Source organism: Cytobacillus depressus (assembly GCF_008923245.1).
GTDB lineage: Bacteria > Bacillota > Bacilli > Bacillales > Cytobacillaceae > Cytobacillus > Cytobacillus depressus.
The window spans coordinates 125,280-144,901 of record NZ_WBOS01000005.1 but is presented as its reverse complement, the minus strand read 5'-3'; the positions used below and the strand labels follow the sequence as shown (position 1 = coordinate 144,901).

Below are 19,622 nucleotides of genomic sequence, written 5' to 3'. Positions count from 1 at the left end.
TCCTATATTCGAAGAAAGAGAGGGAATGAAAATGAGAGAAGCGGTGATCGTTGCCGGCGCACGAACCCCAGTTGGCAAGGCGAAGAAAGGAACGTTAGCACACGTAAGACCGGATGACTTAGGTGCTCTTGTTGTGCAAGAAACATTAAAACGGGCTGGAAACTATGAAGGAAATATCGATGACTTAATAATCGGCTGCGCGATGCCAGAAGCGGAGCAGGGTTTAAATATGGCTCGGAATATTGGAGCATTGGCTGGGCTTCCCCATACCGTCCCAGCAATTACTATTAACCGCTACTGCTCTTCAGGCTTACAATCCATTGCCTATGCTGCAGAGAGAATTATGCTCGGTCATGCGGACACGGTCATAGCGGGCGGTGCCGAATCAATGAGTCTAGTACCTATGATGGGGCATATTACACGGCCAAATATTAAATTAGCAGAAACGGCTCCTGAATATTATATGGGAATGGGCCATACAGCTGAAGAGGTCGCAAAAAAATACGGAGTATCCCGTGAAGACCAGGATGCTTTTGCGGTTCGCAGTCATCAAAGAGCAGCAAAAGCCATTCAGGAAGGCAAGTTTGTCGATGAAATTGTACCGGTTGACGTAACTTTACGCTCAGTCGGGAAGGACAATAAATTAATTGAGAAGAGGATATTATTCAGCCAAGATGAAGGCGTTCGCGCCGATTCAACGGTTGAAACATTAGCTAAACTAAGGCCAGCTTTTTCAGTAAATGGAACAGTCACAGCTGGGAACGCCTCCCAAACAAGTGATGGAGCGGCAGCAGTTATGGTCATGGATCGTGAAAAAGCAAAGTCTGCTGGCTTAACGCCAATGGTGAAATTCAGATCCTTTGCTGTCGGAGGAGTCCCGCCAGAAGTGATGGGAATCGGTCCGATTGTTGCTATTCCTAAAGCTCTGAAGCTAGCAGGCTTGGAACTATCAGATATCGGACTATTTGAGTTAAATGAAGCCTTTGCCTCACAAGCAATTCAGATTATCCGTGAGCTTGATCTTGACGAAAACAAAGTAAACGTTAATGGCGGTGCTATCGCTCTTGGTCATCCGCTAGGCTGCACAGGCACAAAACTAACGCTATCCCTCATCCACGAAATGAAGCGCCGCAACCAACAATTCGGTGTCGTTACGATGTGTATTGGCGGAGGAATGGGCGCAGCGGGAGTATTTGAACTTCTTTGAGGGATATGGGGTTGGTTCTTTTATCCCGGTTGGACAGGAGGACAGTTTACTCTGTCTCCTCGTCCCCAAAATAATCGAATGGAGGAATTTACATGTCAAATCAAACAGACAGCCTAATTAAAGGTGGAAGTTTTTTAATCGAGGATCTATCTTATGATCGTGTGTTCACACCAGAGGATTATACAGACGAGCATAAAATGATTGCCAAAACAACAGAAGAATTTGTTATCAATGAAGTTCTTCCTGAAGTGGAGTATTTAGAGAACCACGAATTTGATCGTACAGTAAAATTATTAAAGCAGGCTGGGGATCTCGGGCTGTTAAGCGCAGATGTCCCTGAAGAATATGGTGGCTTAGCATTAGATAAGGTGAGCTCGGCACTAATTGCCGAAAAAATGGCGCGAGCAGGCGGATTTTCGATTTCTCACGGAGCACATGTCGGAATTGGTTCCCTTCCAATCGTTCTATTTGGTACGGAGGAGCAGAAACAAAAATATTTACCTGCTTTAGCAACCGGTGAAAAGCTGGCAGCATATGCATTAACAGAGCCGGGCTCGGGTTCTGATGCGCTAGGCGCCAAAACGAGTGCAAGACTGAATGCCGAAGGAGCGCATTACGTATTAAATGGGGAAAAACAATGGATTACAAACTCCGCATTTGCAGACGTTTTTGTCGTTTATGCAAAAGTAGATGGAGAGCATTTCTCAGCTTTTATCGTTGAAAGAGATTACCCTGGTGTTTCTGTCGGTCCTGAAGAAAAGAAAATGGGGATTAAGAGCTCCTCCACTCGAACACTAATTCTTGAGGATGCACTCGTACCGAAGGAAAATTTATTAGGTGAATTAGGCAGGGGCCATATTATTGCCTTTAATATTTTGAATATCGGTCGTTATAAATTAGGCGTGGGAGCTGTCGGCGGTTCAAAGCGTGCTTTTGAAATTACAGTTCAATATGCGAACCAGCGTAAACAGTTCAAAACGCCTATTTCTCAATTTAATTTAACGAAGGAAAAATTCGGCACGATTGCGTCCAAAATTTATGCAGCTGAAAGCTCAGTATACCGCACAGTTGGTCTTTTTGAAGACCGGATGAGCAAGCTCTCAGAAGAGGCAGTGAATGACGGGAAAGAGGTTGCAAAATCAATTGCTGAATATGCGATTGAATGTTCCCTAAATAAATTCTTCGCAACAGAGGTTCTTGATTATGTCGTTGATGAAGGCGTGCAAATTCACGGCGGGTACGGCTTCATGGCAGAATATGAAATTGAAAGAGCATACCGTGATTCCCGTATTAACCGTATTTTTGAAGGAACAAATGAAATTAACCGTCTCCTAGTCCCAGGCACTTATGTGCGTAAAGCCTTCAAAGGCGAACTCCCATTATTTGAAAAAGCGCTGGCACTTCAAGAAGAGCTAATGATGTTAATGCCTGAAGAACCTGGAGAAGAACCATTAGCACAAGAAAAATATTTAGTGAAAAATGCGAAGAAAATCGGACTGCTTGCTGCAGGCTTAGCCGCTCAAAAATATGGCAAAGCTCTTGAAAACGAGCAGGAAGTATTAGTGAATATAGCCGATATTATTTCCAACGCCTATGCAATGGAGTCTGTGGTGCTCCGTACCGAAAAGGCGATTGAAAAAACAGGCTTAGAAAAGAACAAACAAAAGCTTCTTTATACACAAATCTTCTGCCAAGAGGCATTTAACGAAATTGAACAACATGCAAAAGAAACATTAGTAGCTGTTGAAACAGGTGATGCGTTAAGAATGATGATTTCGGCTCTTCGTAAATTTACTCGCCATACGCCAATTAATGTCATCGCGAAGAAAAGGGAAGCTGCTGAGCAGTTAATTGAAGCAGAGCGCTTTGTATTATAAATCTAATAAGGATAAAAGTGGCTGGCACCAATTGATGGTGTCCGTCTCTTTTTTTTTTGTAAAAAAAATTTCGCAAAAAGAAGGAAATATGAAAAAAAGCTCGAATTATGTATATTGGAGCCAAAGTTATGAATTACAAAAATATTATGGTAGAATTTAATTAATAAATAATAGGTTTGGAAAAATAACCTAGTATTGCGAAAGCGCCTTCTAATAAGGTGGTGAAAACATGGCACATACTTTTTATTGGTATCCGAAATGCGGCACTTGCCGTAAAGCTAAAAAGTGGTTAGATGATAACCAGATAGCTTATGAAGCTGTTCATATTGTTGAAAATCCGCCTTCCCGAAGCGAGCTAAAGTATCTTTACGAAAAAAGCGGTTTGGACATCAAAAAGTTTTTTAACACGAGTGGCATGAAGTATCGTGAACTCGGATTAAAGGATAAGGTCAAAACCTCATCAGAGGATGAATTGCTTGATTTGCTGGCAACTGATGGAATGCTGATTAAACGTCCCATCGTAACAGACGGCCAGAAGGTAACAGTTGGCTTTAAGGAAGAAGATTTTAAAAAAACATGGCTTGATGACGAAAAGGATTGAAAAACATCATTCTTTTTGCCATGATGTAGAAAGAGATCGAATACTCGATCAACTATGAAAGAATTATGGAGGGATTAAGAATGAACACACCAAAAGAATTACGTTATTCAGAAGAGCATGAGTGGGTAAAAACAGAAGGCGAGCAAGTACGTATTGGAATTACTGACTTTGCTCAATCTGAGCTTGGAGATATTGTATTCGTTGAGCTTCCAGAAGAAGGCGACGAAGTAACAGCGGGCGAGCCTTTCGGAAGCGTAGAATCTGTTAAAACAGTATCTGAGCTTTATTCCCCAGTAAGCGGAAAGGTTGTTGCTGTAAACGAAGATTTAAGCGATAATCCTGAATTCGTCAACGAATCTCCATATGAAAAAGCTTGGATGGTTGTTGTTGAGCTATCAGATTCAAGCGAACTTGATAAATTAATGACTGCTGAACAATATGAAGCAATGGTGAAGGAAGACTAATTAGAAGGTCATTCGCAAATGGGCTTTATACATAATCTATTTGCAGAAAAAGGAAAAGGGAGTTACCATTAAGTTGGTACTCCCTTTTCCTATTTAATAATAAAAACTTTATTCTCTCCAAATTAATTTACGACTTTTGATTAATGAAATTATGTGGCAAACTAATAAAAATTTGAAAAAAGCAGGAGTTCAACACCATATGCCAGAATATTGAATATGGTATGGTAGAAGTAAATTCGCCAATGGAGAATAAGCCCATTGGATAAAATAACAACTCTATTCAGGTGATGATAATGGATGAGGCGATTTCAGAAAAAGTAATTATTGTAGAAGGCACGACAGATAAAAGAAAGGTACAGGCAATTGTCAGTGAACCTATTGAAATTGTTTGCACAAATGGAACAATTGGAGTTACAAAGCTAGATGAATTAATTGATATGCTTTATGATAAAGATGTTTTTATATTGGTGGATGCTGATGCAGCTGGAGAAAAACTTCGAAAGCAATTTAAAAGAGAATTTCCGGAGGCTGAGCATCTTTATATTGACCGGATGTATCGCGAGGTTGCAACTGCGCCAGAACATCATCTTGCAACTGTATTATTAGCAGCGAACATTGATGTATATACAGAGTTTTTAGATAAAGGATGATCATCATTGCAGGAATGGCCACAGAAGGAAATCGAGAAACTAATCCAAGAACGTAAATCAGGCTTGCTCTATTTTTATACACCATTATGCGGCACATGTCAGGTAGCTAGTAAAATGCTAGAAGTCATTGAAGCACTTATGCCAGATCTGCTTATTGGAAAGGCTGATTTGAATTATATGCCGACCTTTGGCGAACAATTAGAGATAGAAAGTGTTCCTTGCCTTATTATTATTAATGAGGGCAAGCTGGAAGATAAAACATACGCATTCCACTCAGTTCCATATTTATTAGATAAAATAACTAGTGTTCACTAAAATCGGGAAGGCATTTCCAGTATTTAGTCTAGAGTATGTCTACAACGTGTTATGCTTCAAAACTATAAATAGACAAATAAATATTTAAATATAGCTAGAAAATTAAATTAATTTCTCGGGAAATGAAAGACAATGCTGAAAAAAGTCGACGCATTGTCTTTTTTTGCTTTAAAAATGTCGAGCGAAAGTTAAAGGTACATTAATTTATTAGTGGAATAGACATAAATGGGGGAAAGTTACGTAATGCATTTGGGGTGATTATATGGGAAGTTTAGTTACTGAATTTATTGAAGTAATGAACGAGAAAACACATTTAAGGAAATTATTTAGAGACTCTACTTTTTCGCTTTGTATTAAAGCTGGGAATAAGGAGATTCCACTAACATTTCATGATGGAAATAGTTCTGTTAAAATTGCCAGTCAACATCAAAGTTTTGATGCTACCATTTCAGGTTCAGAAGAAATCATTCATTCCATATTAGAAGGTGAACAAAAGCTAAGAGATGCAGTAAAAGGAAAAGACGTTGCAACTGATGCAACCTTTCGTAGATTGCTATTCTTAGAATCTCTCTTCTTACTCTGTAAAAATTGATGTAATCACATTTTTGAATTTAAAAATTAATCCATTTAGTCTGAAATTTCTTAAATATATCTTGACTGCTAAAAACCCTTATGATATTATCGCTTTAAACTTAAGTATACTAACTAAATATTCTTATCAAGAGAGGTGGAGGGACTGGCCCTACGAAGCCCGGCAACCGGTATTAAACGCGGTGCTAATTCCAGCAGAGCAATGGCTCTGGTAGATAAGAAGAGATGATACCAACCCTCTTCTTGTGAAGAGGGTTTTTTCAACTCTTCTTTTATTAAAGAAAAAATGAAAACTCATGCAGGTGTTCTGCGCTTAAAAAGGAGAGAAAAAAAGATGTCGGAGAAGCAAAAAAACTATCGATTCGAAACTTTAGGAGTTCATGGCGGATTACAGCCTGATCCTGTTACAGGAGCAAGAGCAGTACCAATTTACCAAAACAATGCTTATCAATTTAAAGATACAGAACATGCAGCCAATTTATTTGGCTTAAAAGAGCCGGGCTATATCTATACACGGATTCACAATCCGACAACAACGGTTTTTGAAGAAAGAGTCGCTTTGCTAGAAGGCGGAGTTGGCGCATTGGCCGTTTCAAGCGGAATGGCAGCTATTTCTTTAGCAATTCTCAATATTGCTGAAGCAGGGGATGAAATTGTAGCAGCCGCAAATCTTTACGGCGGGACGTATAACCTGTTTGCCGTAACACTACCGAAATACGGCATTCAAGTAAAGTTTGTCGATCCAGAAGATCCAGAAAATTTCCGGAAGGCAATTACAGAAAAAACGAAGGCGGTCTTTGCAGAAACGATTGGAAATCCTAGTCTAAAGGTTCTTGATATCGAAAAAGTAGCAGAAATTGCACACGAGAATGGAGTTCCACTTATCATTGACAATACTTTTGCTACTCCGTATTTGTGCAGACCTTTCGAGTATGGAGCAGATATCGTTGTTCACTCCGCTACGAAATGGCTGCTAGGGAATGGAACAACAACTGGGGGAATCATTGTTGACGGTGGGAAATTCGATTGGAATTCACCAAAATTCCCTGGATTCACCAAGCCAGACCCAAGCTATAATAACCTTGTATATAGCGAGGCATTAGGGGCTATCGCCTATATTATTAAAGCAAGAGTTCAGCTTCTTAGAGATTTCGGTCCAGCATTAAGCCCGCAGAATGCTTTCCAATTTACATTAGGACTTGAAACATTACACGTAAGAATGAAGGAGCACATTACCAATACGAGGAAGGTAGTTGAATATTTAGAAGCTCATCCAGCTGTGAATTGGGTTCTCTATCCAGGAAGCGAAAGTCATCCAGATAAAGCATTAGCTGATAAATATTTACCAAAAGGAGCTGGCTCTGTCGTCGTATTTGGCATTGCAGGAGGCAGAGAAGCCGGGGCGAAATTCATTAATAATCTCGAATTATGGGCACATGTGGCTAACGTTGGCGATGCCAAAAGCTTAGTCATTCATCCGGCAAGCACAACCCATCAGCAGCTTGATTCTGAAGGGCTGAAGGCTGCAGGTGTTCCAGAAGATTTAGTACGTCTATCAATTGGAATTGAAAATGCAGATGACCTAATTGAAGATTTAGAGCAGGCCATTGAAGCTGCGACTGGGATCACATCCCTAACTGCCAATGCTTAAAATCATTCATTAGTAAGTAAAATAATCACCTGCGTCATATATTTACTGTTGACGCTCTCTTTATAACTTGATATGATATCATTCGTAATGTTGAAGTATTTAACTTAAGTAATAAATCGAATATAGATGCAATGCTCTTATCAAGAGAGGTGGAGGGATGTGCCCGATGAAACCCGGCAACCGTCATTTTATGAAATGGTGCCAATTCACACGAAGCAAAATTGCTTTGGGAGATGAGGGAAGGAATAAAAGTTTATGCCTTTCTGCCCTCAGGACAGAAAGGCATTTTCTATATTGGAAGATATTGATATGACAGATCGGATGTAAAGAGGGTGACAACAAAAATGATTTCAATAAAAAATGTACAAAAGGTTTATCCATCTAAGCAAGGCCAAGTTTTGGCAGTTGATGATGTGAATTTAGAAATAAACGCGGGAGAAATCTTCGGTGTCATTGGATATAGTGGGGCTGGGAAAAGTACATTGATACGGATGTTAAATGGACTTGAAATTCCGTCAAGCGGTTCTGTCGTTGTTGCGAATAATGAAGTATCGCATATTAGAGGGAAAAACTTAAGAAAAGCAAGACAGGATATCAGTATGATTTTCCAGCATTTCAACTTGCTGTGGTCACGGACAGTCAGGGAAAACATTGCATTTCCACTTGAGATTGCCGGTGTTGCCAAAGAGGAAAGGCTGAAACGAGTAGATGAACTCATTAAGCTTGTCGGGCTAGAAGGAAGAGAGGATGCCTATCCATCTCAGCTAAGCGGCGGTCAAAAACAACGGGTCGGTATTGCGAGAGCATTGGCAAACAACCCAAAAGTTTTGTTATGTGATGAAGCAACCTCAGCGCTTGATCCGCAAACGACCGATTCGATTCTTGAATTATTAGTAGATATTAATGAACGATTAGGATTAACGATTGTCCTGATTACACATGAAATGCATGTTATCCGCAAGATTTGCCATCGAGTTGCGGTGATGGAGAGCGGAAAAGTAGTCGAAATTGGTCCGGTTTTAGAAGTATTTAAAAATCCGCAGGAGCCTATTACAAAACGTTTTGTGCAGCAAGTTACTGAACCGGAGGAAACGAAAGAGACGATTGAACATCTCCTTGAGAAATTTCCTGCAGGTCAAGTGGTTCAGCTAACCTTTGTAGGGGATACTACAGGACAGCCTTTAATCACTGAATTAATTCGAAAATACGATATAACTGTGAATATTTTGCAGGGGAAAATTTCACATACACAAAATGGTTCATATGGCACCCTTTTTGTTCATTTGGAAGGTGCCGAATCAGAGATTGCAAGTGCAATTGAGTTTATTGGCACGCAACAAGTGGGTGTGGAGGTGATTGCGAATGGCTGAATTCATCGAGATGATTAAATGGGAAAAATTAATAACTGCTACTCAAGAAACCATCTACATGACAACGATTTCAGTTCTTGCGACATTTATTTTAGGGTTGTCACTTGGAATGCTCTTATTTTTGACAGATAAAGGGAATATGTGGGAAAATAAATTTTCCAACACGTTCATTGCTGCCATAGTGAATGTTTTTAGATCAATTCCCTTTATTATCTTAATTGTTTTACTGATCCCTTTTACAAAATTATTACTTGGAACAATACTTGGTGCAAACGCTGCATTACCTGCACTTATTATTGGAGCTGCTCCTTTTTACGCAAGAATGGTTGAAATTGCATTAAGGGAAATCGATAAAGGTGTCATTGAAGCTTCGCAATCTATGGGAGCTAATCACAGTCAAATTATTTTTAAAATACTAATCCCTGAATCTTTACCGGCATTAATATCAGGTATCACTGTTACTGCTATATCATTAGTAGGTTTTACGGCAATGGCAGGGGTCATTGGTGCAGGTGGTTTAGGTCACTTTGCATATCTAGAAGGTTTTCAGCGAAATAATCCAGTTGTCACTTTAGTTGCAACGGTAGCCATTCTAATAATAGTATTTATCATCCAATTCGTTGGTGATTATTTTACAAAGAAAACAGACAAACGATGATAAAGGAGAGAAAAAAATGAAAAAAGTATTTAGTTTTTTAGTTATCGCCTTACTTTCTGTCGCTTTAGCGGCTTGCGGCGGTAAAAAAGAAGAGCCTTCGAGTGAAGGTGGAAATAAAAAATTAGTGGTTGGTGCCTCAGCTGTTCCACATGCTGAAATACTTGAAGAAGCAAAACCTTTATTAGCTGAAAAGGGCATTGATTTAGAAATTCAGGTTTTTACTGATTATGTTTTGCCGAATGTTACATTAAGAGATAAAGAGCTTGATGCGAATTACTTCCAAACGCCTGGGTATCTTGAGCTTGAAATGAAGCAAAACAAGGACTATGACTTTGTAAGTGTTGGTGAAATTCATAAAGAACCAATCGGGATTTATTCTAAGAAATATAAAAGCTTAAAAGATCTACCAGATGGTGCCAAAATTATTATGAGTGATTCGTTTAGTGACCATGGACGTATTTTGCCTATTTTTGAAAGAGAAGGACTCATTAAACTGAAAGAGGGAGTTGGAGCTTCAGCAAGGGTTGAAGATATTGTTGAAAATCCAAAGCACTTAGATTTCTCTAAATTAATTGAAGCGAAATTATTAGCTACTTCGTTTGAAAGCGGAGAAGGTGATGCCGTAGCAATCAACACAAACTATGCACTAGAAGGCGGAGTTAACATTAAAGAAGATGGAATAGCATTCGAGGGCAGTGATGTTGTTCCTGCAAACTTAGTTGTAGTGCGGGCAGAGGATAAAGACCGTGAAGAAATTAAAACATTAGTAGAAGTTCTTAAGTCAAAAGAAATACAAGACTTTATTAAAGAGAAATACCAAGGTGCTGTAATTTCAGTTCAATAATAAACACACAAAAAAGCAGACACAAAGGTGCCTGCTTTTTTGTGTGTATTATAATAAAAAAAACTAATATTTTGAGTATGATATGGATGTAAGCGTTTTAATGGCGTTTTTTAATTTCTCTGCAAAAAAAATCGGTTAATTTCGACATTGTCATTAAAAAGTTGTGGATGTAAAATTTCTATATGAATTTAAATCAATATGTCGAAGGGATTGGTTTTTATTAACCAGCTGCAATTAAATTATACTAGTGATATGGAAAAAGCAATGCGTGGATCTCATGGTGTTGGCTATGCAATGTATTGCCAAAAGCACGATGTAAGGATGAAAGTTGAGAAGAAGCGCCAAGCGGAATATATGCAAAGCCAGCGCATGCTTGCCAATTTTGAAAGAAAGCTTCACTCTTAAAATCAACTATATATTAATGAAAGAAATAGGGGGATCAGTATGAATGCTGATCCCCTTTTTTTCAAATGAGTGATAAAATGCACGTCACCCGCTTTCATACATGAACATAATGGATGAGGGAATGATAAGGGTGAGGAAAAAGGTTCCTTTTTCAGGCTTTTACTTTGAATACATATGAATCAGGTTTATACTATGTGGGTAGTGGTAACCCGCTTGAAAGAGTTGCTAATACTTTTCATTTGTTATAAGATTGTAATGAGAATAAAATGAGAATAGAGGGTTACGGCTTTATGCCGTAAGATAAATCTTCTTTTATTGATGGAGGTATTGTAATGGCAGGTTCTAAGTTAACAATTAATGATCTTCATGTTGAAATTGAAGGCAAAGAGATATTAAAAGGGGTAAATCTTGAAATAAAAGGCGGAGAAATCCATGCTATCATGGGCCCTAACGGAACGGGTAAATCTACGCTTTCATCAGCAATTATGGGACACCCAAAATATGAAGTAACAAATGGAAGTGTTACTTTAGATGATGAAGATGTATTAGAAATGGAAGTTGACGAGCGTGCACGTGCAGGTCTTTTCTTAGCTATGCAATATCCAAGTGAAATTAGCGGAGTTACGAATGCAGACTTCTTACGTTCAGCCATTAATAGCCGTCAAGAAGAAGGCAATGAGATTTCATTAATGAAATTCATCCGCAAAATGGACAGCCAAATGGAATTCCTTGAAATGGATCCAGATATGGCACAGCGTTATTTAAATGAAGGATTCTCGGGCGGTGAGAAGAAGCGTAACGAAATTCTTCAGCTTATGATGATTGAGCCGAAAATCGCAATCCTTGATGAAATCGATTCAGGTCTAGATATCGATGCGTTAAAGGTTGTTTCTAAAGGAATTAATGAAATGCGCGGAGAAGATTTCGGTTGCTTAATCATTACTCACTATCAGCGTCTTCTAAACTATATTACACCTGACTTCGTACATGTTATGATGCAAGGACGTATCGTTAAATCAGGCGGTCCTGAGCTTGCACAACGCCTTGAAGCAGAAGGATACGACTGGATTAAGAAAGAGCTAGGTATTGAAGACGAGACGGTTGGCCAAGAAGCGTAATTGTAAGGGGGATCATTATGTCAACAGAAACAAAAGTATTTGATAAGGAGTATATTGGCTCCTTCTCAAAAGATATGGGTGAACCAGCTTGGCTTACAGAGTTTCGTTTACAGGCCCTTGCAAACTCTGAAAATCTGCCAATGCCTAAACCAGATAAAACGAATATTAAAAACTGGAATTTAACACAGTTTGCTCACCACATTGTAGGCAGTGAAGATTTCTCATCCTTAAATGAGCTTCCAGAGGATGTTAAAACTCTGATTAATCTTGAAGCTTCTGAGCAAAATTTATATATTCAACGCAATAACAGACCTACTTATCTCTCCGTTTCAAAAGAACTGCAGGAAAAGGGTGTAATTTTTACGGACATCTTTACTGCAGCAAGAGAGCATAGTGAATTACTCCAAAAATACTTTATGACTGAGGGAGTTAAAGCAGATGAGCATCGTTTAACTGCTTTACATGCTGCATTAGTTAATGGTGGAGTTTTCTTATATGTGCCAAAAAATGTAGAGGTAGCTGAACCAATTCAAGCTGTTTTTATGCACGATGATGAAAAAGCGACTCTTTTCAATCATGTTATTGTTGTCGCGGAAGATAATAGTTCGGTTACTTATGTTGAGAACTATGTTTCCACAATGGAATCTACAAGTGGCATATTCAATATCGTGACTGAGGTTATTGCCAAATCAGGTGCGAAAGTTCAATACGGGGCAGTTGATACACTTGCTAAAGGACTGACTGGCTACGTAAACCGTCGCGGTGTTGCAGGCAGAGACGCACGTATTGAATGGGCTCTTGGATTAATGAATGACAGCAACACAATCTATGAGAATGTAACAAACTTAATCGGCGATGGATCTTTCGGTGATACGAAAACGGTTGTTGTAGGTCGCGGAGATCAAACGCAAAACTTTACAACTAGCATTGTTCATTTTGGCAAGAATACGGAAGGGTTTATCCTTAAGCATGGCGTTATGAAGGATTCTGCTACATCCATTTTTAACGGAATTGGAAAGATTGAGCATGGTGCTTCTAAGTCCAATGCGGTACAGGAATCTCGCGTTCTAATGCTTAATGAAAAGGCGCGCGGAGATGCGAATCCAATTCTTTTAATTGATGAAGATGATGTTACAGCAGGGCATGCTGCATCTGTTGGACGTGTGGATCCACTTCAGCTTTATTATTTAATGAGCCGTGGTATTCCGAAGTCAGAAGCAGAGCGACTTGTCATTCATGGATTCCTTGCACCAGTTGTTAATGCACTTCCAATCGAGGGAGTTAGCAAACAGCTTGTGGAAGTTATCGAAAGGAAAGTAAAATAATGAATATCCAGGATATTCGCAAACAATTTCCAATTTTGCATCAAGAAGTCAATGGGAACCCGCTTGTTTACCTTGACAGTGCAGCTACATCGCAAAAGCCTGTCAAGGTTATTGAAGCGGTTGATAAATATTACCGTGAATATAACTCTAATGTACACAGAGGCGTCCATACGCTAGGAACGAGAGCGACTGACGGCTATGAAGGTGCAAGAGAAAAGGTTAGAAAATTTATCAATGCGAAATCAACGGAAGAAATTATTTTTACAAGAGGAACAACAACGGCCCTTAACTTAGTTGCTTCAAGCTATGCGCGAGCAAAACTTAAAGAGGGCGATGAAATAGTCATCTCTTACATGGAGCATCATAGTAATATCATTCCTTGGCAGCAAGTAGCGAAGCAAACTGGTGCCGTTCTGAAGTATATTCCCCTTCAGGAGGATGAAACGATTTCACTTGATGATGTAAGAGAACTTGTTACAAGTAATACGAAAATCGTCTCAATTATGCAAGTTTCCAATGTGCTTGGTGTTGTAAACCCAGTTAAGGAAATAGCAAAAATTGCTCATGAAAATGGAGCGATCATGGTTGTAGATGGTGCACAAAGTGCACCACATTTAAAAGTGGATGTTCAAGATTTAGACTGTGATTTCTTTGCATTTTCTGGTCATAAAATGTGCGGTCCGACGGGGATTGGCGTACTTTATGGCAAAAAGCAACTTCTTCTTGAGAACATGGAACCGATTGAGTTTGGCGGGGAAATGATTGATTTTGTCGGATTATACGAATCTACTTGGAAGGAACTTCCTTGGAAGTTCGAAGGTGGTACACCGATTATCGCCGGAGCAATTGGGCTCGGAGCCGCCATTGATTTCTTACAAGAGATTGGTTTAGATAATATTGAGGCACATGAGCATAAGCTTGCTGCTTATGCATTGGAACAAATGTCACAGGTTGAGGGCATTACGATTTACGGTCCAAAAGAAGCATCGAAGCGTACTGGTGTAGTTACTTTCAACCTTGACGATGTCCATCCCCATGACGTTGCAACTGTATTGGATGCTGAAGGAATTGCTGTCCGTGCTGGCCATCATTGTGCACAGCCGCTTATGAAATGGTTAAAGGCTTCGGCGACAGCGCGAGCAAGCTTCTATCTGTACAATACAGAAGAAGAGATTGATAAGCTTGTGAAAGGGCTTGTCAAAACAAAGGAGTATTTCAGCGATGTCTTTTAATAATTTAGACACTCTATACAGACAGGTCATTATGGACCATTATAAAAACCCCCGCAATAAAGGGGTTTTAGAAGACGATAGCTTAACGATTAATATGAATAACCCGACATGCGGGGATCGTATTCAGTTGACGTTAAAGCTTGAAAATGGCATAGTTGCTGACGCGAAATTTGAAGGGGAAGGATGCTCCATTTCGATGTCCTCAGCTTCCATGATGACACAAGCGATTAAAGGTTTAAATATAGAAGATGCCTTGAAGCTTTCAGAGGTTTTCTCCCATATTATGCAGGGGAAAGAATATGATGTTGATTTAGACCTCGGGGATATCGAAGCACTACAGGGAGTTGCCAAATTCCCAGCACGCATTAAATGTGCCACGTTAGCATGGAAAGCAATGGAAAAAGGCTTAAGAGAAGATTCGGAATAGCCTTTTAAACAACTAATTACGTGTCTGGCATCTAGTTGAATGGTGCTTGGCACTTTTAAGGAGGAATACGACGATGGCAAAAAAGATGCCTGAAATCGGCGATTACAAATACGGTTTTGCCGACAAAGACGTTTCCATTTTCCGATCCAAACGCGGTTTGACGAAAGAAATCGTTGAAGAAATTTCAAAAATGAAGGAAGAGCCACAATGGATGCTAGACTTCCGTTTGAAATCTTTAGAGCATTTCTACAGCATGCCAATGCCGCAATGGGGCGGAGATTTAGCGTCATTAAACTTTGATGAAATTACGTATTATGTTAAACCGTCTGAAAAAACAGAGCGTTCTTGGGATGAAGTTCCGGAAGAAATCAAGCAAACGTTTGACAAACTTGGAATTCCAGAAGCGGAGCAAAAGTATTTAGCAGGGGTTTCTGCTCAATACGAATCAGAGGTTGTTTACCATAACATGCAGGAAGATCTAGTAGCGCAAGGTATCGTATTTAAAGATACAGATTCTGCACTTCGTGAAAACGAAGACATTTTCCGTGAGCATTGGGCGAAGGTGATTCCACCAACAGACAATAAGTTTGCTGCACTAAACTCTGCTGTTTGGTCTGGCGGATCATTCATCTACGTTCCAAAAGGAATTAAGGTTGAAACACCATTACAAGCTTACTTCCGTATCAACTCTGAAAACATGGGTCAATTTGAACGTACATTAATCATTGTTGATGAAGGCGCACATGTTCACTATGTAGAAGGCTGTACAGCTCCTGTTTATACAACTAACTCGCTTCATAGTGCGGTTGTAGAAATCATCATTAAGAAGGATGCATATTGCCGTTATACGACAATCCAAAACTGGGCGAACAACGTATACAACCTTGTAACGAAGCGTGCCGTTTGTGAAGCGAATGCTACAATGGAATGGATCGACGGCAACATCGGTTCCAAATTAACAATGAAATACCCAGCTGTTATTTTAAAAGGAGAAGGCGCTCGTGGCATGACTCTTTCCATTGCATTAGCAGGTAAAGGTCAGCACCAGGATGCTGGAGCAAAAATGATTCACCTTGCACCAAATACTTCTTCAACAATCGTATCGAAATCGATTTCTAAGCAAGGTGGTAAGGTTACTTATCGTGGAATCGTTCAATTCGGCCGTAAAGCAGATGGAGCTCGTGCTAATATCGAATGTGATACGTTAATCATGGATAATCAATCAACTTCTGATACGATTCCATATAACGAAATCATGAATGATAACATCTCTTTAGAGCACGAAGCAAAGGTTTCTAAAGTATCTGAAGAGCAATTATTCTACCTCATGAGCCGTGGTATTTCTGAAGAAGAAGCAACAGAAATGATCGTAATGGGCTTCATCGAGCCATTTACGAAAGAGCTTCCAATGGAATATGCTGTTGAAATGAACCGCTTGATTAAGTTCGAAATGGAAGGTTCTATTGGTTAATATATAAGAAAATCCGCTTACCTATTTGGGTAAGCGGATTTTTTATTAAAATATGCTAGTATGTTTTCAAGGAGGTGTCCCTATGATATTAATCGGAGTAACAGGTTGGGGAGATCACGATAGCTTATATACGCATAATATTAATTCGCGAGATAAGATAAAGGAATATGCAGGCTATTTTCCAACGGTAGAGGTGGACTCATCATTTTACGCGATACAGCCAAAAAGAAATTCAGAAAGATGGGTGACTGACACTCCGGATTCTTTTCAATTTATCGTAAAGGCCTACCAGGGGATGACTGGGCATGAACGAGGCAAAATTCTTTTTCAAGATAAAGAAGAAATGTTTGCAGCATTTAAAGATTCACTACAGCCATATATGGATGGAAATAAATTGGCGATGGTATTATTTCAATTTCCGCCGTGGTTTGATTGTAAGCGGCAAAATGTAGATTACTTGCGCTGGTGTAAAGAACAGATGGGCGATATTCCATGTGCATTGGAGTTTAGGCATCAGTCATGGTTTAAGCCTGATTATAAAGACAAAACAATCCAATTTATGAAAGAAGAGAATTGGATTCATTCCATCTGTGATGAACCTCAAGCTGGAGAAGGTTCCATTCCAGTTGTGCTTGAAACAGCAGGTCAAGATAAAGTGCTTGTTCGCTTTCACGGCAGAAACGTTCATGGATGGCAAAAGAAAAATGCTGAGAACTGGAGGGAAGTAAGATATTTATACCGATACAATAAGCAGGAGCTTTCAGAGTGGGCTGTACATATTAAAAATCTTAAAAAAAGCTGCAAAACTGTATTTGTCGTTTTTAACAATAATTCCGGCGGAGATGCAGCCGACAATGCGAAGCAGTTTATTGACTTATTGAATATTAAATACAAGGATTTAGCCCCTAGGCAATTGAATTTATTTTGAAGTATGGGACCACCCGTGTTTGAAATTTCACACGGACGCAGGTTTGAATATACAATACACGCTTTCTCCTGGCGATGCATACTTTGTATTGGATAGGGAAAGGAGTGTTTTTTATTGATTGATGTAAAGCCAATAGACATACAGGGACACTCATTTCTATGTGTCTCCGTGCAATTGCCAAAAACAAATCTACTTGTTGTGACGAATGATAAAGGATATATTATGTGCGGTGCCCTTGATGTCGCATTATTAAATGAGAAGCTCAAGGACCGCAAAGTCATTGCGGGAAGAGCGGTTGGTGTGAAAACTATTGATCAGCTTCTAAATGCTCCGCTTGAATCAGTCACATATGAAGCAGAGGCTTTAGGAATCCAAAAGGGAATGATCGGTAAAGAAGCATTATTAAAAATGATTTAGGCATGCCAGCTCATGGATGCCTTTTTTTGTGCCTGTTTTTATATAAAAAAGGGACTATAGTAGGTTGAATTTTCTCTGAATAAAAGGTTAATGTAGAATATATAGGAAAAATGTCGTAAAAACAAGAAAAATATTTAAATGAAACTTTGAAGATATAATCTATTTTGAGAGTAAAGAAAATATGCATTTCTCAAGTTAGAGAAATGTCTAGCTCCAGCGCCTACCCCCGACGTACAGGACGTACTAGTGTCGACAATGCGACAGGACAAGGAAGACTTCGTCAGCGATTCATCGCACGACCAAAAGTGAAGCTTTTGGGAGGACGTCGCGTTTTTGTCGACCTCGAGGTCACAAGCCAATCCTGAAAGGTAGAGCTCACCTTTCCGGGAGGCTCGTCTTGTGCTTGTCGGGGATGAGCGAGGCGCTTCCGCTTTTCTTACATGAAGTGAAATTTTGCAACGAAAAGGTGTAATTCATGAGATTAGTCGCAACAACTTCGGTAGAAGCCGAAACAATTCTTGCAAAAGCTATATACAATGAAAAAGGTCAAATATTGCTGAATGAAGGAATTATGCTAAAAGACGTGATGATTCAGCGCCTTCAAGACTTAGGAATTAGTTATATCTTTATTAAAGAAGAAGGTACGGAGGATATAGAATATAAAGGAACTCTGTCAGACCCTATGCGCAGGGAAGCGATTCAAACGATAAGCGCCACTTTTCAAGAAATTCAAAATGACCCCCAATTGACGAGTTCATTTGTTGTTGAACGTGCATCTAAAAGATTTTCTGAATTAATTCGCTATCTCTTATCCGAAATAAAGGGGAAGTCAGAATTATTAAACCTTCTGTCTGAAGCATACACATACGATAATTATATATTTACCCATTCATTGAATGTCACTTTATATGCTTTAGCCATTGGAATGGAATTAAAGCTGACTTCAAAAGAACTTGAAATACTGGGGTTAGGAGCCCTTTTTCATGATATAGGTAAGCTTAAAGTGCCGTTAGATATATTGTTAAAGCCAGAAAGATTGACTGATAATGAATTTGAGTCCATCAAACAACATGCTGAAGAAGGCTTTCAGATTTTAAGAAAAGTACATACGATTCCTCTTTTAGTAGCCCATTGTGCCTACCAACATCATGAAAGAATAAATGGTACGGGCTATCCTAGAGGGCTGCAAGGATCAGATATTCATTATTTTGGTAAAATAATTGCGGTTGCAGATGTATTTGATGCGGTAACTTCTAACCGAGTTTATCGAAGAGCGATGCTTCCAAGTGAAGGGGTTGAGATCCTTTATGCGGGTTCGGGGACTTTATTTGATCAGAAAGTGGTTGAAGCCTTCCGCTTTGCCGTCGCCATTTATCCTGTTGGAGTGTCAGTTGTCCTTAATGATGGACGAAAAGGCATTGTTTCAGGTCAAAATACTGGCTTAGGTGATCGCCCCCGTATTCGGATAATGGAACATAATGGGGAGAGGGGAATCCCATATGAAATCGACTTAAAACAGGATTTAAATGTCGTTATTATAGGCTGTGATACTACTTCTAAGTGAAAACTTGAAACAGGTAATTTAGATTGCATACTACGAGTAATGGTAGATTCATCTCTATCATTGCTCTTTTTATTGTCCGAAAAGATTTCAAACTTCTCTTTACTATAGGAGGACAAATTTATCGCAGATTAACGGGCTTGTAAGACTCCCAATTCAAGAAGTTGAGAAAACAATAAAATTTAAGGCGGGAGATCCAACAGCCCATAAGTGCCCGATAAGTTCAACTAACATATTACTAAGTTCTTGGCGTTTTCGGTTTTCCTCCAAATGATTCCAAAGAATTTTTACGTTTGGGCGACTTTAGTGATGGGATTCATTGTTTCAATTAGAAATTTTGAAATTGGCCCGATGAAGGCTCATGAATATCGTCCGGTGAAGGAAAGGCTATTATTTGACCCAAACAAACCGCTTGCTGGTGAACTTAAGGAAGATCTCCCCACAAGCAAGAAAGGGTTTGTCGGTGATTTAATGTGGCCAATTCTCACTTTAATTGTCTGAACGATCGGC

At 39.4% G+C, this 19,622-nt stretch carries 21 protein-coding genes and 2 riboswitches; all 21 genes read left to right on the top strand.

What is annotated here, in order from left to right:
* Window positions 1-31 precede the first annotated feature (31 nt).
* A complete protein-coding gene (locus tag F7731_RS13475; protein WP_151535312.1) occupies window positions 32-1,207 on the top strand; it encodes an acetyl-CoA C-acetyltransferase in 1,176 nt (391 codons plus the stop codon).
* A 92-nt stretch (window positions 1,208-1,299) separates the two neighbouring features.
* Window positions 1,300-3,084, top strand: a complete 1,785-nt coding sequence (locus tag F7731_RS13470) for an acyl-CoA dehydrogenase family protein (RefSeq protein WP_151535311.1) — start codon at window positions 1,300-1,302, stop codon at window positions 3,082-3,084.
* A 229-nt stretch (window positions 3,085-3,313) separates the two neighbouring features.
* The gene (locus F7731_RS13465; protein ID WP_151535310.1) at window positions 3,314-3,685 is read left to right on the top strand and encodes an arsenate reductase family protein; all 372 of its coding nucleotides are present in this window, start codon (window positions 3,314-3,316) and stop codon (window positions 3,683-3,685) included.
* An 80-nt stretch (window positions 3,686-3,765) separates the two neighbouring features.
* Window positions 3,766-4,149, top strand: a complete 384-nt coding sequence (gene gcvH / locus F7731_RS13460) for a glycine cleavage system protein GcvH (RefSeq protein ID WP_151535309.1) — start codon at window positions 3,766-3,768, stop codon at window positions 4,147-4,149.
* A gap of 293 nt (window positions 4,150-4,442) precedes the next feature.
* Entirely contained in the window at window positions 4,443-4,799 is a 357-nt protein-coding gene (locus F7731_RS13455; protein WP_151535308.1) for a toprim domain-containing protein, read from the top strand.
* A 6-nt stretch (window positions 4,800-4,805) separates the two neighbouring features.
* Complete coding sequence (locus F7731_RS13450) at window positions 4,806-5,114, top strand: thioredoxin family protein (RefSeq protein WP_151535307.1); 309 nt, start codon at window positions 4,806-4,808, stop codon at window positions 5,112-5,114.
* A 262-nt stretch (window positions 5,115-5,376) separates the two neighbouring features.
* Complete coding sequence (locus F7731_RS13445; RefSeq protein WP_151535306.1) at window positions 5,377-5,706, top strand: hypothetical protein; 330 nt, start codon at window positions 5,377-5,379, stop codon at window positions 5,704-5,706.
* Window positions 5,707-5,826: 120 nt separating this feature from the next.
* A riboswitch (SAM riboswitch) is annotated at window positions 5,827-5,927 on the top strand.
* A gap of 112 nt (window positions 5,928-6,039) precedes the next feature.
* Window positions 6,040-7,356: an O-acetylhomoserine aminocarboxypropyltransferase/cysteine synthase family protein gene (locus tag F7731_RS13440; protein WP_151535305.1), complete on the top strand. Its 1,317-nt coding sequence runs from the start codon at window positions 6,040-6,042 to the stop codon at window positions 7,354-7,356.
* Window positions 7,357-7,490: 134 nt separating this feature from the next.
* Window positions 7,491-7,596, top strand: a riboswitch (SAM riboswitch).
* 104 nt (window positions 7,597-7,700) lie between these two features.
* Window positions 7,701-8,726, top strand: coding sequence for a methionine ABC transporter ATP-binding protein (locus F7731_RS13435; protein ID WP_151535304.1), 1,026 nt, complete (start codon window positions 7,701-7,703; stop codon window positions 8,724-8,726).
* Entirely contained in the window at window positions 8,719-9,384 is a 666-nt protein-coding gene (locus tag F7731_RS13430) for a methionine ABC transporter permease (protein ID WP_151535303.1), read from the top strand. Before F7731_RS13435 ends, F7731_RS13430 begins: the two co-directional genes overlap by 8 nt.
* Before the next feature lie 16 nt (window positions 9,385-9,400).
* Window positions 9,401-10,228 (top strand): MetQ/NlpA family ABC transporter substrate-binding protein, encoded by an 828-nt coding sequence (locus F7731_RS13425; protein ID WP_151535302.1) that lies wholly within the window; start codon window positions 9,401-9,403, stop codon window positions 10,226-10,228.
* A gap of 198 nt (window positions 10,229-10,426) precedes the next feature.
* Window positions 10,427-10,633, top strand: coding sequence for a YuzK family famiily protein (locus F7731_RS13420; RefSeq protein ID WP_151535301.1), 207 nt, complete (start codon window positions 10,427-10,429; stop codon window positions 10,631-10,633).
* A 332-nt stretch (window positions 10,634-10,965) separates the two neighbouring features.
* Entirely contained in the window at window positions 10,966-11,751 is a 786-nt protein-coding gene (gene sufC, locus F7731_RS13415) for a Fe-S cluster assembly ATPase SufC (protein WP_151535300.1), read from the top strand.
* A gap of 17 nt (window positions 11,752-11,768) precedes the next feature.
* Window positions 11,769-13,076, top strand: coding sequence for a Fe-S cluster assembly protein SufD (gene sufD, locus F7731_RS13410; protein WP_151535299.1), 1,308 nt, complete (start codon window positions 11,769-11,771; stop codon window positions 13,074-13,076).
* The gene (locus F7731_RS13405) at window positions 13,076-14,308 is read left to right on the top strand and encodes a cysteine desulfurase (RefSeq protein WP_151535298.1); all 1,233 of its coding nucleotides are present in this window, start codon (window positions 13,076-13,078) and stop codon (window positions 14,306-14,308) included. Before sufD ends, F7731_RS13405 begins: the two co-directional genes overlap by 1 nt.
* Window positions 14,298-14,735, top strand: a complete 438-nt coding sequence (gene sufU, locus F7731_RS13400; protein ID WP_151535297.1) for a Fe-S cluster assembly sulfur transfer protein SufU — start codon at window positions 14,298-14,300, stop codon at window positions 14,733-14,735. The genes F7731_RS13405 and sufU overlap by 11 nt, the downstream gene beginning before the upstream one ends.
* Before the next feature lie 73 nt (window positions 14,736-14,808).
* Window positions 14,809-16,206: a Fe-S cluster assembly protein SufB gene (gene sufB, locus F7731_RS13395; RefSeq protein WP_066291271.1), complete on the top strand. Its 1,398-nt coding sequence runs from the start codon at window positions 14,809-14,811 to the stop codon at window positions 16,204-16,206.
* An 82-nt stretch (window positions 16,207-16,288) separates the two neighbouring features.
* Window positions 16,289-17,134 (top strand): DUF72 domain-containing protein, encoded by an 846-nt coding sequence (locus tag F7731_RS13390; protein ID WP_151535296.1) that lies wholly within the window; start codon window positions 16,289-16,291, stop codon window positions 17,132-17,134.
* 114 nt (window positions 17,135-17,248) lie between these two features.
* Window positions 17,249-17,551: a YunC family protein gene (locus tag F7731_RS13385; RefSeq protein ID WP_151535295.1), complete on the top strand. Its 303-nt coding sequence runs from the start codon at window positions 17,249-17,251 to the stop codon at window positions 17,549-17,551.
* Between the two features lie 475 nt (window positions 17,552-18,026).
* Window positions 18,027-19,115: an HD-GYP domain-containing protein gene (locus F7731_RS13380; protein WP_151535294.1), complete on the top strand. Its 1,089-nt coding sequence runs from the start codon at window positions 18,027-18,029 to the stop codon at window positions 19,113-19,115.
* A gap of 306 nt (window positions 19,116-19,421) precedes the next feature.
* On the top strand, window positions 19,422-19,613 hold the full coding sequence (locus F7731_RS27195) for a hypothetical protein (RefSeq protein WP_343032864.1): 192 nt from the start codon (window positions 19,422-19,424) through the stop codon (window positions 19,611-19,613).
* Window positions 19,614-19,622: the final 9 nt, after the last annotated feature.

Coding starts and splice junctions, on each gene's coding strand:
- F7731_RS13405 (WP_151535298.1), top strand. CDS start 13,076: ATGAATATCCAGGATATTCGCAAACAATTTCCAATTTTGCATCAAGAA.
- F7731_RS13425 (WP_151535302.1), top strand. CDS start 9,401: ATGAAAAAAGTATTTAGTTTTTTAGTTATCGCCTTACTTTCTGTCGCT.
- sufU (WP_151535297.1), top strand. CDS start 14,298: ATGTCTTTTAATAATTTAGACACTCTATACAGACAGGTCATTATGGAC.
- F7731_RS13440 (WP_151535305.1), top strand. CDS start 6,040: ATGTCGGAGAAGCAAAAAAACTATCGATTCGAAACTTTAGGAGTTCAT.
- F7731_RS13390 (WP_151535296.1), top strand. CDS start 16,289: ATGATATTAATCGGAGTAACAGGTTGGGGAGATCACGATAGCTTATAT.
- gcvH (WP_151535309.1), top strand. CDS start 3,766: ATGAACACACCAAAAGAATTACGTTATTCAGAAGAGCATGAGTGGGTA.
- F7731_RS13470 (WP_151535311.1), top strand. CDS start 1,300: ATGTCAAATCAAACAGACAGCCTAATTAAAGGTGGAAGTTTTTTAATC.
- F7731_RS13465 (WP_151535310.1), top strand. CDS start 3,314: ATGGCACATACTTTTTATTGGTATCCGAAATGCGGCACTTGCCGTAAA.
- F7731_RS13420 (WP_151535301.1), top strand. CDS start 10,427: ATGTCGAAGGGATTGGTTTTTATTAACCAGCTGCAATTAAATTATACT.
- F7731_RS13380 (WP_151535294.1), top strand. CDS start 18,027: ATGAGATTAGTCGCAACAACTTCGGTAGAAGCCGAAACAATTCTTGCA.
- sufC (WP_151535300.1), top strand. CDS start 10,966: ATGGCAGGTTCTAAGTTAACAATTAATGATCTTCATGTTGAAATTGAA.
- sufD (WP_151535299.1), top strand. CDS start 11,769: ATGTCAACAGAAACAAAAGTATTTGATAAGGAGTATATTGGCTCCTTC.
- F7731_RS27195 (WP_343032864.1), top strand. CDS start 19,422: ATGGGATTCATTGTTTCAATTAGAAATTTTGAAATTGGCCCGATGAAG.
- F7731_RS13455 (WP_151535308.1), top strand. CDS start 4,443: ATGGATGAGGCGATTTCAGAAAAAGTAATTATTGTAGAAGGCACGACA.
- F7731_RS13445 (WP_151535306.1), top strand. CDS start 5,377: ATGGGAAGTTTAGTTACTGAATTTATTGAAGTAATGAACGAGAAAACA.
- F7731_RS13435 (WP_151535304.1), top strand. CDS start 7,701: ATGATTTCAATAAAAAATGTACAAAAGGTTTATCCATCTAAGCAAGGC.
- F7731_RS13430 (WP_151535303.1), top strand. CDS start 8,719: ATGGCTGAATTCATCGAGATGATTAAATGGGAAAAATTAATAACTGCT.
- sufB (WP_066291271.1), top strand. CDS start 14,809: ATGGCAAAAAAGATGCCTGAAATCGGCGATTACAAATACGGTTTTGCC.
- F7731_RS13475 (WP_151535312.1), top strand. CDS start 32: ATGAGAGAAGCGGTGATCGTTGCCGGCGCACGAACCCCAGTTGGCAAG.